The organism is Paenimyroides ceti (assembly GCF_030409925.1).
This window is the reverse complement of record NZ_JAUFQU010000048.1, coordinates 1-14,638: the sequence shown is the minus strand read 5'-3', so window position 1 is coordinate 14,638 and position 14,638 is coordinate 1. Positions and strand designations below refer to the sequence as shown.

16 protein-coding genes and 1 pseudogene are annotated in these 14,638 nt (G+C 34.6%); 7 read left to right on the top strand and 10 right to left on the bottom strand.

Features of this window, described 5'->3' with window-relative positions; genetic code table 11:
- The 7 genes and pseudogenes from QW060_RS22030 to QW060_RS22000 all read right to left on the bottom strand — a co-directional run.
- On the bottom strand, nt 1-298 hold a 298-nt coding region (locus tag QW060_RS22030), incomplete at its 3' end, for a sugar 3,4-ketoisomerase (protein ID WP_290365158.1).
- Nucleotides 298-1,038, bottom strand: a complete 741-nt coding sequence (locus QW060_RS22025) for an LbetaH domain-containing protein (RefSeq protein WP_290362483.1) — start codon at nt 1,036-1,038, stop codon at nt 298-300. The genes QW060_RS22030 and QW060_RS22025, both read right to left, overlap by 1 nt.
- Complete coding sequence (locus QW060_RS22020; RefSeq protein ID WP_290365157.1) at nt 1,031-2,401, bottom strand: oligosaccharide flippase family protein; 1,371 nt, start codon at nt 2,399-2,401, stop codon at nt 1,031-1,033. The genes QW060_RS22025 and QW060_RS22020 overlap by 8 nt, the downstream gene beginning before the upstream one ends.
- Nucleotides 2,350-2,499, bottom strand: coding sequence for a hypothetical protein (locus QW060_RS22015; RefSeq protein ID WP_290365156.1), 150 nt, complete (start codon nt 2,497-2,499; stop codon nt 2,350-2,352). The genes QW060_RS22020 and QW060_RS22015 overlap by 52 nt, the downstream gene beginning before the upstream one ends.
- On the bottom strand, nt 2,489-3,502 hold the full coding sequence (locus QW060_RS22010) for a glycosyltransferase family 2 protein (RefSeq protein ID WP_290362481.1): 1,014 nt from the start codon (nt 3,500-3,502) through the stop codon (nt 2,489-2,491). Before QW060_RS22010 ends, QW060_RS22015 begins: the two co-directional genes overlap by 11 nt.
- Before the next feature lie 5 nt (nt 3,503-3,507).
- Nucleotides 3,508-4,604, bottom strand: a pseudogene (locus QW060_RS22005) (DegT/DnrJ/EryC1/StrS family aminotransferase).
- Nucleotides 4,601-5,575, bottom strand: a complete 975-nt coding sequence (locus QW060_RS22000) for a GNAT family N-acetyltransferase (RefSeq protein ID WP_290362479.1) — start codon at nt 5,573-5,575, stop codon at nt 4,601-4,603. Before QW060_RS22000 ends, QW060_RS22005 begins: the two are co-directional and overlap by 4 nt.
- Before the next feature lie 120 nt (nt 5,576-5,695).
- On the opposite strand from QW060_RS22000, the gene thrS reads away from it, so the two are divergent.
- From thrS to QW060_RS21965, 7 genes are all read left to right on the top strand, one after another.
- Complete coding sequence (gene thrS, locus QW060_RS21995; RefSeq protein ID WP_290362478.1) at nt 5,696-7,636, top strand: threonine--tRNA ligase; 1,941 nt, start codon at nt 5,696-5,698, stop codon at nt 7,634-7,636.
- Between the two features lie 91 nt (nt 7,637-7,727).
- Nucleotides 7,728-8,231 (top strand): translation initiation factor IF-3, encoded by a 504-nt coding sequence (gene infC, locus QW060_RS21990; RefSeq protein WP_290362477.1) that lies wholly within the window; start codon nt 7,728-7,730, stop codon nt 8,229-8,231.
- Between the two features lie 44 nt (nt 8,232-8,275).
- Complete coding sequence (rpmI, locus tag QW060_RS21985) at nt 8,276-8,473, top strand: 50S ribosomal protein L35 (protein ID WP_290362476.1); 198 nt, start codon at nt 8,276-8,278, stop codon at nt 8,471-8,473.
- 105 nt (nt 8,474-8,578) lie between these two features.
- Entirely contained in the window at nt 8,579-8,923 is a 345-nt protein-coding gene (rplT, locus tag QW060_RS21980) for a 50S ribosomal protein L20 (protein ID WP_290362475.1), read from the top strand.
- A 133-nt stretch (nt 8,924-9,056) separates the two neighbouring features.
- Nucleotides 9,057-9,872 carry a 2,3,4,5-tetrahydropyridine-2,6-dicarboxylate N-succinyltransferase gene (locus QW060_RS21975; protein ID WP_290362474.1) on the top strand — a complete coding sequence of 272 codons (816 nt, stop codon included), beginning with the start codon at nt 9,057-9,059 and terminating at the stop codon, nt 9,870-9,872.
- 182 nt (nt 9,873-10,054) lie between these two features.
- On the top strand, nt 10,055-11,086 hold the full coding sequence (locus tag QW060_RS21970; protein ID WP_290362473.1) for a glycosyltransferase family 9 protein: 1,032 nt from the start codon (nt 10,055-10,057) through the stop codon (nt 11,084-11,086).
- A gap of 49 nt (nt 11,087-11,135) precedes the next feature.
- Entirely contained in the window at nt 11,136-11,927 is a 792-nt protein-coding gene (locus tag QW060_RS21965; RefSeq protein WP_290362472.1) for a glycosyltransferase family 2 protein, read from the top strand.
- Here the strand turns inward: QW060_RS21965 and QW060_RS21960 are convergent.
- From QW060_RS21960 to QW060_RS21950, 3 genes are read right to left on the bottom strand one after another with little or no spacing between them, the layout of a single operon-like run.
- The gene (locus QW060_RS21960; RefSeq protein ID WP_290362471.1) at nt 11,908-12,678 is read right to left on the bottom strand and encodes a Kdo domain containing protein; all 771 of its coding nucleotides are present in this window, start codon (nt 12,676-12,678) and stop codon (nt 11,908-11,910) included. The two genes, QW060_RS21965 and QW060_RS21960, sit on opposite strands and share 20 nt — an antisense overlap.
- A 51-nt stretch (nt 12,679-12,729) precedes the next feature.
- Complete coding sequence (locus QW060_RS21955) at nt 12,730-13,521, bottom strand: glycosyltransferase family 2 protein (protein WP_290362470.1); 792 nt, start codon at nt 13,519-13,521, stop codon at nt 12,730-12,732.
- Nucleotides 13,521-14,474, bottom strand: coding sequence for a glycosyltransferase family 4 protein (locus QW060_RS21950; RefSeq protein WP_290365155.1), 954 nt, complete (start codon nt 14,472-14,474; stop codon nt 13,521-13,523). The genes QW060_RS21955 and QW060_RS21950 overlap by 1 nt, the downstream gene beginning before the upstream one ends.
- Nucleotides 14,475-14,638 lie beyond the last annotated feature (164 nt).

Here is a 14,638-nt window from a genome sequence, read left to right as displayed (position 1 = left end):
AAAAAATTCTTAATTCTCTCCAGGTATTATTGGCAACATATAATCCGCGGTTGGGCTTATTCAATGAAAACACTTCTTCTTTTCCATTTTCATTGAGAATAACGTCAAAACTACCCGATACCGGAATAATAAATTCTTCCTGAATTTTGTGTGAATGTCCTCCTCTTTCAGCACCACTGGGAACATCATACAGAAAATAAACTCTTTTGACACTAAAAGGAATAACCTCCTTTTCAATAACAGATAAGTTTCCGCGTGGATCTTCTATTTTAGGTAAATCGATTAATTTACTTCTCATTAAAATGTAAGGGTTAAATAGGTTACCAATTCTTTTTCTTCCGTATGCCAGTCTCTGGTAACGTGTTCTTTAAGTAATTTTGCCGGAATACCTCCGATAATAATATGACTGCCAAATTTACAATAATTTTTATTACACAACGAGTGAGATGCTACCATACAATAATCAGGGGTTATCGTTTTTCCGGATAAAGTACTACGGGCTCCAATAAAATTATAATTTCCCACCACTATATCACTCTCTCTATCATACACTTCATTAGTGTCTATATTTTTTATATAATGAAAATTAGTATCTATGATCTGGCATTCTGATCCGAACTGAACAAAATTTCCAAATCGTATTTTTTTATAAGCAATAATTCTTGTATCCGTAGCAAATGAATTGATATTTCCGAAAATCACTTTTGCCTGCCGGTGTACAAATAACTTAAAATCAATTCCCAATTGTACACGTCCATGAAATTCCAGATCTCCTAACAAATGTAATTCGGCAGTACCTTTACTTTTGGTGAATATTTCGTATTTCTGCCCTAAACCGACAAGTCCGAATCGAACAGGTGTCTTAAAGATAAAGTTGCCTTCCAGACTGGTTATTTTCAAACGTCCAAATACGATTACAGGTAATTTTAAAGCCTCTTTAAAGGGTAATTTTTTAAAATTGATATAAAGCGTCTTGTACCAATTGACTGATAAAATAAAACGTATTTTTGAGTTGATCTTTGAATATAATTTACTCACCTTTTGATTTTTTTATCCAATGTAAAACATTTGTCACTTTTATCAGCCTATACAGGCAATAAATAATTCCCATAGCAGCAACAATATACTGCAAAACTTTTGATACTGCATTCTCAGTAAACTGGCAGATAACAACTGAAGAAGTAAATAAAACGCTGATTACTATTATCGTTTTTGATGCCTTATCCAATACAAAACCATACTTCTTTTTTACAAAGTAATAAATATAAAAAGAAAAAAACATGTATTGTAAAAATACAGCCATGCCAATACCTATAAGTTGAAACTCTTTAAATAAAAAATAGGTAAACCCTAAAATCAAAGAATCACTTACAATATTTTGTATAAAATAATGCCGTGTATCTCCTTTACCCAATACCATATATCCCATAGGATAATTTATTGTTTTACAGATAATGGATAATAAACCAAAAAGAAGAATATCCTGAACCGGTAAAAAAGCTTCTGAAGATAATAAAATAATGATATAGGGAGCCATACAATACATGATCAAAACCAAAGGAGTTGCCACAAGCAATCCCAACTGTATCTGAGCATTTACCAATTCATTCACATCTTCCGAAACAGCCATCTTTGAAGAAAGTCTCGGAAAAAAATCAGCTGCCAGTGAAGTAAAAATGACTCCGAAATAAGACAGCAGATAAATATTTGCTGTTTCATAGTAGCCTAAAATGGCTTTGTCATCACTTGTATACAACAGATACTGTCGTAAGATATAGAAACATACCAGTCCAAATACTCCGTTTAACGCTAACAAGATTCCAGAAGAAATGAGTTTTTTTCCATAATCACTTATCTGTGCTTTAGATAATTTCACATTGGTCAATCCTAACTTTCTAAGAAAGGACAGATGAACAACAAGCGAAATAAACGAGCTCAATAAAAAAGACGGAACAATACCTTCAATACCTAAAAAATAGTAACAACTTATCGTACTGAGTGTAATAAACCCTAAACTCATCAACTGATAGTTTATAAGTTTTTTTATTTCATTCAATCCTTGCATGATTACTGTAGCAGCATTTACTATTGCATGGAAGATAAAATAAAGAGAAAGCAATCTGAAGTACTTCGTATAAGAATAATCTCCAAAGGTTAACATGCTGAGTTTTTCTGCAAATACAATACTTATAAGAGCAGCCAAAATACCAGCTGCCATCATCCAGATGAGCTGTAGCTTTGCAATTTGAGCCGTTTTAGAAGCATCTTCTTTATGCTGCGCAATGGCTTTTGTACCTATTACTGACATCCCAAAAGAAGAGCCTTGTGTTATAAGACCTAATGTATTCTCTATAAGTCCGATAATTCCAATACCCACAGGTCCAAAAACACAGAAGCGCATTTCACAGCAACCACCTTACAAATCATGCGCAATACCTGAGTGGTACCAAACAGGCTCATGGATTTGAATAATATGTTATGGGATTTGTTATTTATCATTTATTATACTGCAACCAATTTCTTCATAGGTTTGTTTAAATTTTTTATACCATTCTTTCCACAAAAAATATAAATGCTGATCTGAAGTATAATGCAGCAAAACTTTTTCAATCCATGCATCCGGTATATCATTCTGAAAGTCTTTTAATTCATACATTTCATCCGCATACCATGCTTTATTTAATAACGCATTGAGTTGATACACATCAAATTCATCTTTCAAATGTTCTTTATTCTGTGAAGAAGCTGTTGTTTTATAAGACGCTTTTATGATTTCTTTGAACGAATGTCCTACCTTCAACTCTATTTTTTTACGTGCTTTCAGTAATTGATGTATCTGAGAGAGTTCATTAACCGTTTTTTGTTTTTGATTCCAACACGCATTATAATAGTCTTTTGAAAACGCTCCCCCTGCAACGATGTATATCTGGTAATAAGCCAATAGCAAATCATCACAGTTAATCCCCAAACGTTTTGCTATGGAGTATACTTTATACTTGTTTTCAATAAAAAACCTTTTAAAATGTACCGCTTTATAAGTAGTGAGTTTGGGTGCCGTGATCAGAAAAGAGGATTCCTGTTGAACAACAAACGGTGAAATAAGCTTTTTATTATTAAGCCACATAAATTTCACCATCGACATATGTTCATCAGAAAGATTTTGATGTACTATTTTCAGATCAATAAAATCTGTAAACCACATATCATCTTCCAACAAAACAAAGTAAGGAGTTCCTTTTTCAATACAGCCTTTCCAGAGAGAAGCAGGTATTTCTTTTTTTGGATATCTGCCTGCCAGAATATCAGCAGATTTTTCAGCATAATTTACTGAAAATTCAAAACATATATCAGGATATTTATTTTTAAGCTTCTCAACATAGATTTGCGGAGTTCCGTCATCCATAACCACAATACGGCTAAAGTTGACAGCATAGTGATAAATACTTGCAATACATCTGTCAAGTAAAAAAGGGCGGTTAAATGATTTTATAAAAACATCCATAAAAATCAATATTCATTCACTACAGCTATGACTTTTTCAATCTGTTCGTTGGTCATCATCGGATATAGCGGTAAGCTCACGACCTGCTCATGAATCAATTCGGTAACCGGGAGTTCTAAAGAAGCATATTCTGAAAAGGCTTGTTGCTTATGTGGTGCTATAGGATAATGAACCAATGTCTGAATGCCCCTTTCGAGCAAAAACAACTGAAAAGCTTCCCGATCTTCCGTACGAACCACAAATAAATGAAATACATGATTTTCAGTACCATCATATGCAGGAAGCATCACTTTTGGGTTTATAATTTCTTTAAGGTACTTCTTGGCAATACCCCTTCTTTTTTCATTATCAAAATCAAGATCCGGAAGTTTTAAAGAGAGAAATATAGCCTGAATATCATCTAACCGGGAGTTGATTCCTTTGTAAATATTGTGATATTTCATTTCTGATCCATAATTTCTCAGCGCAGAAATACAATTTGCCAAATCATGATCATCCGTTGTAACCGCTCCGCCATCACCCAGACAACCTAAATTTTTACCAGGATAAAAACTAAATCCGGCAGCATTGCCAATCGCTCCTGCTTTTTTGTTTCCAAAAACAGCTCCATGCGCCTGAGCTGCATCTTCGATAAGTAAAAGACCATATTCTTTTGCGAAATTAACGATACGCTCTGCATCTGTTACCTGCCCATAAAGATGCACCATCAGAATCGCTTTTACAGATTGTGTCATGGCTCCCTGAACAGCATCAAATGTGAGATTATAATTACTGAAATTAGTTTCCACCAAACCGGTTTCAGTCCCGCATTAATAATCGATAAAATACTGGCAATATACGTATTAGCCGGTACAAGAACTTCATCTCCATCTTTGAGTTTACCAAGAATTTTATACGCATTAAATATTAGTGTAAGCGCTTCAAGCCCGTTTCCTACCCCCAAGCAATGATTTACACCGCAATATGCAGCAAATTTCTTTTCAAAAGAACTGAGTTCTTCACCGAGTATATAACGAGACTTTTTGAAAAAGCCTTCAAGTCTGTTGAGAAATGGTTCCTGATAAGGATCATTTATCTTATGAAGATCTAAGTAGGGAATCATATAAAAATAGTATCTAAGAGAGGATAATTATTACAATCAAACTTAATAAATTCCTGAACAACAATTTGTGCTCCGAATTTTTCTTTCCAAAACAACAATCCCTGATTGATGTTACGCCCTTCGTTTTCATTTGAAATTCCAAAATCAAAGTATTCTTTATCATCTGAATATTCTTCCATAAGAGCCGAATAAAGAAAATCAAGTACTCCGGTTTTTTCCACTTCATGATCAATACTGATGTACTGAGCATGAACTACCCGATTTGTTACAAAAACAGTAGTTCCTGCAATTACTTTTTGATCTTCGAGCACATTAAACTGAAAAATATTATTTGGGAACCGTTTTTTTAAAAGTTGTATTTCTTCCACAGAATGCACAGGTTTCTTTCCGAACTTACTCATCAGATTGGGTTCCAGAATATTTTCCCAAAAAACGTCCACATCTCCTTCCCTTTCAATCTCCAACCCTCTTCTCTGAGCATTATTTACATCTCTCTTTACAGATTTAGACACAGTAAAAGGCCTGTCGAGTCTGATCACTGAACATATATCTTTCCGGATAACTTCTGCCTTCATTATAAAAGCAAGATATTTCATTTCATCCGAAAACTGCTCCGTATAAAATAAAGGTATTTCTTTTATCACAAGCTCCTGAATACCAAATGAATTAAGATAAATAAGAATGGCTCTGAAAGCAGCTGTAAAATCTGGCATTCGAATACCATTTTTAACCACAATGCCACCATATGTAAGTCCCTGATGCGAATAAACACCAACTTCATTTTTGTTTGCAGGCAAAACAGCAATCAGCACTTCCTCTTTATATACCATCAAAGAAAAATCATCAAACCGATCATTATGATATTCCATAAAATCACGGTGAAATAAAAAAGTAGCATTTTTAGCTTTTGCAACAAATTCATTCCATAAAGAATGGTAAGATGATTGGTATGGAACTACTTTAAAATTCAAGGTAAATAATATTTATGACGAAATAACGTAAAATCTATTAAAAAACATATAAAAGCCAGAACAATTTTTGCTCCTGAAATGTGAAACTTCTATATTTGCAAACATATTTTAATTTTTAAGATGATAAAAATAACTCTACCAGACGGTTCCGTAAAAGAGTTTGCTTCAGGAGCAACTCCACACGATGTCGCTTTAAGTATAAGCGAAGGTTTAGCGAGAAATGTAATTTCAGCAAGTTTTAATGGTACTACCATTGAAACGACGACACCTTTGACAACCGATGGAAGCTTGGTATTATACACGTGGAATGATGCGGAAGGAAAAAAAGCATTCTGGCATTCAACCTCTCACGTTATGGCACAAGCTTTGGAAGAGTTATATCCGGGAATTAATTTAACGATTGGTCCTGCTATAGACAATGGATTTTACTATGATGTAGATTTCGGAGACCGCAAAATCAGTGATGCTGATTTTAAAGAAATTGAAGACCGTGTTCTGGCAATTTCCAAAGAAAAACATGATTTCAAAATGCGTTCAGCTACAAAAGCGGAAGCATTGGCTTTATATAAAAACAATCCGTACAAAACAGAGCTGATTGAAAATTTAGAAGACGGTACCATCACTTTTTGTGACCATGCTACTTTCACTGATTTGTGCCGCGGAGGACATATTCCTAATACAGGAATCATTAAAGCAATGAAAATATTAAACATAGCCGGAGCTTATTGGCGCGGAGATGAAAAAAACAAACAACTGACACGCGTTTACGGTATTTCTTTCCCAAAACAGAAAGATCTTACAGAATATCTGGCTCTTTTGGAAGAAGCTAAAAAACGCGATCACAGAAAATTGGGAAAAGAGCTTGATCTCTTCCATTTTTCACAACGTGTAGGTCAGGGATTGCCTTTGTGGTTACCAAAAGGAGCTGCATTGCGCGACCGTTTGGAACAATTTTTAAGAAAAGCGCAGAAAAAGGCGGGATATGAACAAGTAGTAACACCTCATATTGGGCATAAAGAATTATATGTTACTTCCGGCCACTATGCAAAATATGGTGCTGATAGCTTTCAACCGATACATACACCGGTTGAAGGAGAGGAATTTCTTTTAAAACCTATGAACTGCCCTCACCATTGTGAGATATATAATGCACGTCCGTGGTCTTATAAAGATTTACCAAAACGTTACGCAGAATTCGGTACTGTTTACCGCTATGAACAATCAGGTGAATTACACGGGTTAACACGCGTTCGCGGATTTACACAGGATGATGCACATATATTCTGTACACCGGAGCAATTAGATGAGGAATTCAAAAAAGTAATCGATTTGGTACTATATGTTTTTGGTTCTTTAGGATTCGAAAACTTCACCGCACAGGTATCTGTAAGAGATTTAAACAATCCGGATAAATACATTGGCTCTGTTGAAAACTGGGAAAAAGCAGAGAATGCTATCATCAGTGCAGCAAAAGACAAAGGTCTTAACTATGTAATTGAGAGCGGAGAAGCTGCTTTTTACGGACCTAAGTTAGACTTTATGGTAAAAGATGCCTTGGGAAGAAGCTGGCAGCTGGGAACTATACAGGTAGATTATAACTTACCGGAACGATTTGATTTGACTTACAAAGGTTCTGACGATAAATTGCACCGTCCGGTTATGATCCACAGAGCACCATTTGGTTCCATGGAGCGTTTTATCGCTATTTTACTGGAACATACAGGTGGTAATTTCCCGCTTTGGCTGATGCCGGAACAAGCTATTGTATTGTCTTTGAGTGAGAAATATGAAAATTATGCAAAAAAAGTTTTAACTTTGCTGGAAAATAACGAAATTCGCGCTGTGATTGACAATCGAAATGAGACGATTGGTAAAAAAATCAGAGAGGCAGAAGTTCAAAAATACCCGTTTATGCTGATCATTGGAGAAGATGAGGAGAAAAACGGAACTGTTTCTGTACGAAAACATGGTGACTCGGGAAAATCAAATACAACTATGAAAATAGAAGATTTTGTTACCGTTATCCAGGAAGAGATTAACAAAACAATAAAGTCATTTTAGTTTAACCGCTTGGAAACAAGCATAATACTTTAACACCATAGCATTAAATAATAAAAGAAGAGGATATACACCTCGGGTTGAAAAAAAAGATTTGCACAAAATTAATAATGCAATTCGAGTTCCAGAAGTACGTCTTGTAGGCGATAATGTAGAAACTGGAGTATATAAACTTGCTCAGGCACTTCAAATGGCTGATGAGTTAGGTTTAGATTTGGTTGAAATTTCACCGAATGCAGAACCGCCTGTTTGTAAGATTATCGACTATAAGAAATTCCTTTACGAGCAAAAAAAGCGTGAAAAAGAATTAAAATCGAAATCAACTCAGGTAACTGTTAAAGAAATTCGCTTCGGCCCGCAAACTGATGAACACGATTACGAATTCAAAAAGAAAAATGCTGTAAAGTTTTTGTCTGATGGTTCAAAATTGAAAGCATTTGTATTTTTTAAAGGCCGCTCGATTATTTATAAAGAGCAAGGACAAATTTTGCTTTTACGTTTGGCACAAGACCTGGAAGAATACGGAAAAGTAGAATCCATGCCTGTACTGGAAGGTAAAAGAATGACCATGTATATAGCTCCGAAAAAGAAAAAATAGTAAATAATATTGTTAAGTAAGATAACATAAATACCTAGGAACAAATGCCTAAAATGAAAACAAAATCTAGTGCTAAGAAACGCTTTCAAGTGACTGGCTCTGGAAAAATTAAAAGAAAACACGCTTTTAAAAGTCACATTTTGACGAAAAAAACGAAAAAGCGTAAGTTAGCTTTAACTCACTCTACTTTAGTACATAAAGCAGATGAGAGAAGCGTTAAAGAACAATTAAGATTAATGTAATCGTTCTTTCGGTTAAAACAATTTAATAACCCTGGAGTGGGCTGATAAAAAATTTAAATCACAAGTAATGCCTCGCATTCGCCCTACTACAAAAATTCAACAATTATGCCAAAATCAGTAAATTCAGTTGCTTCAAGAGCAAGAAGAAAAAGAATTTTGAAGCAAGCCAAAGGTTTCTTCGGAAGACGTAAAAACGTTTGGACAGTAGCTAAAAACGCGGTAGAAAAAGCAATGTCTTATGCTTACCGTGACAGAAAACAAAAGAAAAGAAACTTCCGTTCATTATGGATCATGCGTATCAACGCTGGAGCACGTTTACACGGAATGTCATATTCTCAATTCATGGGAAAAATTAAAGCAAACAATATCGAATTAAACCGTAAAGTTTTAGCCGATTTAGCTTTAAACCACCCTGAAGCTTTCACAGCTATCGTTAACAAAATTAAATAAACGTTTGTAAAACCAGTTTATCTTACTTAATAACATAAAAACCTACCTATTCGGTAGGTTTTTTTTATGAAACCCTTTGTTCAAAACACATCCAAGCAAAACATAATTAATATATTTGTAAAAAACCTTTTTAATGAACGATTTAAAAGCAATTATAGAAAAAGCATGGGAAGACAGAAGCTTGCTTCAAGACACCCAGACACAAAAAGCAATCAGAGAAATCATTGATCTAATAGATGCCGGACAACTACGCGTAGCAGAACCAAACGGAAGTGACTGGCAAATAAATGAATGGGTAAAAAAAGCAGTTGTACTCTATTTTCCTATTCAAAGAATGGAAACTTTAGAAGCCGGTATTTTTGAATACCATGATAAGATGCCTTTAAAGAGAGATTTTGCTGCAAAAGGAATCCGTGTAGTACCCAATGCTGTTGCCAGACATGGTGCTTATATCTCATCTGGAGTAATCCTTATGCCTTCTTATGTAAACATTGGAGCTTATGTAGACGAAGGGACGATGGTAGATACCTGGGCAACGGTAGGTAGCTGTGCACAAATCGGTAAAAACGTACACCTTTCCGGAGGTGTAGGCATTGGCGGTGTTCTTGAACCGTTACAGGCAGCTCCAGTCATTATAGAAGATAATGCTTTTATCGGTTCACGTTGTATTGTAGTTGAAGGAGTTCGCGTTGGTAAAGAAGCTGTTTTAGGAGCAAATGTAGTATTGACCGCTTCTACTAAAATCATTGATGTATCTGGAGAAAAACCCGTAGAAATTAAAGGGTATGTTCCGGAACGTTCCGTAGTAATTCCCGGTTCTTATACAAAAAAATTTCCGGCAGGTGAATATCAGGTACCTTGTGCCCTTATTATTGGTCAAAGAAAAGCCTCAACAGACTTAAAAACATCTCTAAATGATGCATTGAGAGATTATAATGTAGCTGTATAGAACACACTATTAAAAGCATATTCTGAATTCAGAATATGCTTTTTTCAACAAATCAGGTCATCTGTAAAAACGCAACGGCAGCAATTTTATTTTTTCAAATAATAAGTCGTATTTTTTTTATAGGTTTGTATCCATAACTAAGGATATTTTTTTCAATGAAAATTTTAGTGATCCAGCAAAAAATGATTGGAGACGTTTTATTGAGCAGTCTGATCTGCGAAAATCTGAGAAAAGCATATCCTGATGCACAGATTGACTATCTTGTAAATGAAAGTACCTGTTTGGTATTACAGGGAAATCCTGCTATAAGTAATCTTATCTTATTTACTCGAAAACAGGAGAAAAGTCTGTTTGAATTGATTAAGTTAGCGATAAAACTCCGAAAAGAACAATATGATCTGGTTATAGACGCTTATTCCAAACTGCAAAGCTGGATTCTTGTAGGACTCAACAACTCTAAACGAAAAATTTCCTATAAAAAAACAGGACGTACTTTTCTTTATACAGATAATGTTATAAAAGCCGCTTTACCACAAACGAATTTAGGATTGGCTATTGAACATCGTTTATCCCTTTTAGATCCGTTAAACTTATCCATTGAAAAAGAAGTTTTCCCAAAAATATACCTTTCTTCAACAGAAAAGACAAATGCAATTGAATTATTTGATTCATTTGGTATCAACCGGAACAAAAAAACACTGATGATAAGCCTTCTGGGGAGCGATATAACCAAAACCTATCCGCTCGAATATATGGCTGAACTGATTAATTATATCGGAGAAAACTATGATGTAAATATTTTATTCAACTATTTTCCAAAACAACTCCCGGATGCAAAGAAGATATGGGATATGTGTACTGAAACAGCACAAAGTAAAATCTACTTTGATTTGTTGGGAAATGACCTCAGAAACTTTATTGCCATCATGGATCAATGCGATGCTATTATCGGTAATGACGGAGGAGCAATAAATATGGCAAAAGCGCTTGGAAAAAAATCATTTATCATTTTCTCTCCATGGATTGAGAAAAAGGTATGGGCAACATTCGAAGATGGTAAAAACCACACATCTGTACACCTCAGCGATGAAAAACCGGAACTATTTGACAATAAAAAAACCAAAGAATTAAAACGTGAATTTGCAGATTATTATCTTAAATTTACACCGAATTTGATTCTGCCAAAACTAAAAGTCTTCTTAGACGCATTATAAACGTAAATAGTATCCCTTTACTATAAAAACATTAACTCTGAAACAAGAAATGAATAAAACACTCACTCATAAATTAATCGGGTTGATCATAACGCGTAATGAAGAGAAAAATATTCCGGCTCTTGTAGAGAATCTCTCGTTTCTCGATGAAATAGTTATTGTAGATTCTTGCAGTACAGACAATAGTAAAGAAATTGTACAGCAATATCCACAAATAAGATTCTATGAAAATCAGTTTGAAAATTACAGCGCACAAAGAAACAAGGCACTGGAATATGTTGAAGATAACTGGATCCTGTTTTTAGATGCAGATGAGCGAATTTCGGAAGCCCTTAAAGAAGAAATTATTGATACCGTCAATAACAATGACCGTACTAAAGCTTACTATTTTAAACGCAGGTTTTACTTTAACAACAAACCGGTATTTTTCTGTGGTCTACAAAGCGATAAAAATATCCGCCTTTTTTACAAGAATGATCAGGTACATTATCAGGGGTTTGTACATGAAAAAATTCAATTCAGAGGTACTTTTAACGTTTTACAAAACCATCTGACACATTATTCCTATGAAAATTATACTTCTTATAAAAAGAAAATGTACCGTTATGGTACATTAAAAGCTCTCGAAAAAATTGAAAAAGGGGAAAAACCTAACTTATTCTTAAAATACTCCCACCCTGTCTATACCTTTTTAAGTAAATATTTACTAAGATTGGGAATATTGGATGGTTATAAAGGATTTATTCTATGCTACCTCATGTCCTATAGTGTATATGTACGCTACGCAGAGATAGAAAAACAATCTAAAAAAAGACACGACACTATCTCTTCCAGAATTTAAGCTTTTTCTTTAAGCCCTGTTTACGGTGGAACTTGTATTGAAATTGCTCTGTTTCCGCCCACATTTTCTCAAAAATCTCTGTTTCGGATTTATCCTTATAAAATTTAGCATACTCATTAGCCATAATCTCTACCATTCCCTTTTTAGGAGTCAATCGTGAAAGATTTTTCATACGAAGTTCAAACGGCATTAAGTCGTGAAAATTCATTCTGTTCAGATCTACCAGAAAAAAACGATAGCTCTCATTATCCGGCACTTTCTTAATCAGCGTGTTACCCGGAGAATGGTCTTTAAACTCTACTCCATTTTCATGTAATGAAAATGAAAACCGGGTAAATTGTCTTAGAATGTTTTCATGATCTGGAAAATCGGGGATTTCCACTAACTCTCTGAATGTAAGATCTGCATATATATGTTCACATAAATAATAACTTTTATCTAAACCTGAAAAAGAGTTGTATTCTACAAAAGCAAGTGGCTTGGGAGTTCCAATATTCTTTTCGATCAGATAATTAGCATACTCATAGGAACGTCTCGCTTTAGATTTTCTAAAATAGGCATATACAATACTGTTGAACCAGTGTGGCTTCTTAAAACTCTTTACATTGACTTCAATGTCCTCCAAACGAAATATTTTAATAGTATTCCGTTTACCTTTTACCAGTAATGTTCCTGTTTCATCAAAATGGGTAACTATATTTTTGACCTGAGCTTCAGTAATTGCAGCGTTTGGCGCTATTATTAATTTCATAGAGTTCCTTTTGGACAAAGATACTGATTATCATTGCCGGATATATTTGTTTTAATTATTTAAATATTGATGCACTCCCTGCTCACAACGGGTCATTTTTTGATGAATACTATTGTCTTGTAACTGATTGTTTTTATCTACATGCCCTTTAGAACTTACTTTGTGATAAATATGAAATACAATGCCTGCAAATTTGAGCCTTTTTGCAAAAACGCCTGCATTGCCCAAACGTATTGCGAAATCAGAATCTTCCCTGCCCCAGCCTTCGAATGCTTCATTATAACCATTAATTTTCATAAAATCCTTTTTCCAGTATGACGTATTACAGCCACGGTATTTTCGGGATATACCTTTGTGCTTTTTATAAAACTTTGCAAAAAATGGTATGTGCAGTGTACGGCTTCTATTCTTTATTTCACTGGAAAAGAAATGAAAACCGATGAGCTTGCCACCTAAAATGCGAGCCACTGCCTGAGGCAGTATATTTACACGCGAACCATATAAATAACAATTTTCTTCTGCCCTATTTTTATGGTCTTCAATAAAATAGGGATGTAAGATAACGTCACCGTCAATCTGGATAATATAATCAGCCGTACTTCTTGAAACCGCTTTATTTAAAATCTTCGCTTTTCTGAATCCCTCATCTTCCTGCCATATGTGGAGTACAGGTACTTTTGAACGAATGACAAATTTTTCGATTACCTCTTTTGTATAGTTATCAGACCCGTCATCAGCAATCAGAATTTCATCTGGTAAAACACTTTGTTTTTCCACACTGTTCAAAACTAATTCCAAAGCCTCCGGCCAATTATATGTCGATATTAATAATGCTGTTTTCATTAACAAAGTGATTTATATATTTTTATTAATTCTTCTGTAATTTTCTCAGAGTTGAACTCTTGTATAATCATTTCATAATTTTTCTCTCCGAACGAATGCCCTGCTTCTTTATTTTCCATAAAATATTCAACTCCATCCGCAAGTTGCTGTACTCCTTTTACGGGCGCTAAATAACCATTTTCACCGGACTGAATGATTTCATCCATCAGCCCTACCTGAGTAGAAACAACAGGAACTTTAAAAAGCATTGCCTCCAAAGCAGACGAGGGACCACCTTCTCTTTCTGATGTCACAAGAAAAACATTCATTTCATCACAAAAAACCGAAGCATTGGCAATACTATCTGTAAAAATGATCGCATCAGACACTCCTTTCTTTTCTGCATACGCTCTAATCTCGGGAGTTAGTTTGGTAAAGCCTCCTATCTGAATACACCGGATATGTGTTTTAGCACGGTTTACAATCAATTCATGCACAACATCAACCATAGTAAACAAATCTTTTGCCTTTGTATGATTGGCAATAGAACCTATCAGAAATTCATCAGCAGCAATCTGGTATTTTTCCTTCAGCAAAAACGGTTTTGTTTGATGTATGATAGCACTGTTGACATTATCAGGTAAAACCAGTAATTTATGTCTGTTCTTCGGTTGTATCATTTTTTCAAAATCTTTTTTAACCAAAGAAGAAACACAGATAATCTTGCAAATAGATGAAAGATTATATTTTATCCTGCTCAAAAAACTGCTGCTTGCTCCGATACCTTTTTTACTAAAAAACACTTTGGCTGTTGTTTTATGTAAAAAGAAAAATACGCAAATAATGTCAAAAAGCCAATAGACATTAGCACCTACTAACGGCTCTTTTTTGTTGTTGGTTACTTTTCCTAAAATGGTTTGTGCCGAAATACTAAAAGGAAACAGTAAACCAACAATGAAGATGTATTTTTTCATTGTCTGATTTTTTAATAAAGGCAAAGCAAGTTTGCTTTGCCCTGCCTTGTTTACTGTTTTACTTTATATGGTCTTTCGTCAGGATTTTCGCAACTTCCTGTGCTTTCAACGGCTGTAAAAATTTCTTTTTCATTTACCAACGCAGGATTGTATTTTACTTCAAA

Bases quoted from the DNA above. Each gene is read 5' to 3' on its own strand.
- QW060_RS22020 (WP_290365157.1), bottom strand. From the start codon at position 2,401: ATGCGCTTCTGTGTTTTTGGACCTGTGGGTATTGGAATTATCGGACTT.
- QW060_RS21970 (WP_290362473.1), top strand. From the start codon at position 10,055: ATGATTGGAGACGTTTTATTGAGCAGTCTGATCTGCGAAAATCTGAGA.
- rplT (WP_290362475.1), top strand. From the start codon at position 8,579: ATGCCAAAATCAGTAAATTCAGTTGCTTCAAGAGCAAGAAGAAAAAGA.
- QW060_RS21950 (WP_290365155.1), bottom strand. From the start codon at position 14,474: ATGAAAAAATACATCTTCATTGTTGGTTTACTGTTTCCTTTTAGTATT.
- QW060_RS22015 (WP_290365156.1), bottom strand. From the start codon at position 2,499: ATGATAAATAACAAATCCCATAACATATTATTCAAATCCATGAGCCTG.
- QW060_RS22010 (WP_290362481.1), bottom strand. From the start codon at position 3,502: ATGGATGTTTTTATAAAATCATTTAACCGCCCTTTTTTACTTGACAGA.
- QW060_RS21975 (WP_290362474.1), top strand. From the start codon at position 9,057: ATGAACGATTTAAAAGCAATTATAGAAAAAGCATGGGAAGACAGAAGC.
- rpmI (WP_290362476.1), top strand. From the start codon at position 8,276: ATGCCTAAAATGAAAACAAAATCTAGTGCTAAGAAACGCTTTCAAGTG.
- QW060_RS21955 (WP_290362470.1), bottom strand. From the start codon at position 13,521: ATGAAAACAGCATTATTAATATCGACATATAATTGGCCGGAGGCTTTG.
- QW060_RS21960 (WP_290362471.1), bottom strand. From the start codon at position 12,678: ATGAAATTAATAATAGCGCCAAACGCTGCAATTACTGAAGCTCAGGTC.
- QW060_RS21965 (WP_290362472.1), top strand. From the start codon at position 11,136: ATGAATAAAACACTCACTCATAAATTAATCGGGTTGATCATAACGCGT.
- thrS (WP_290362478.1), top strand. From the start codon at position 5,696: ATGATAAAAATAACTCTACCAGACGGTTCCGTAAAAGAGTTTGCTTCA.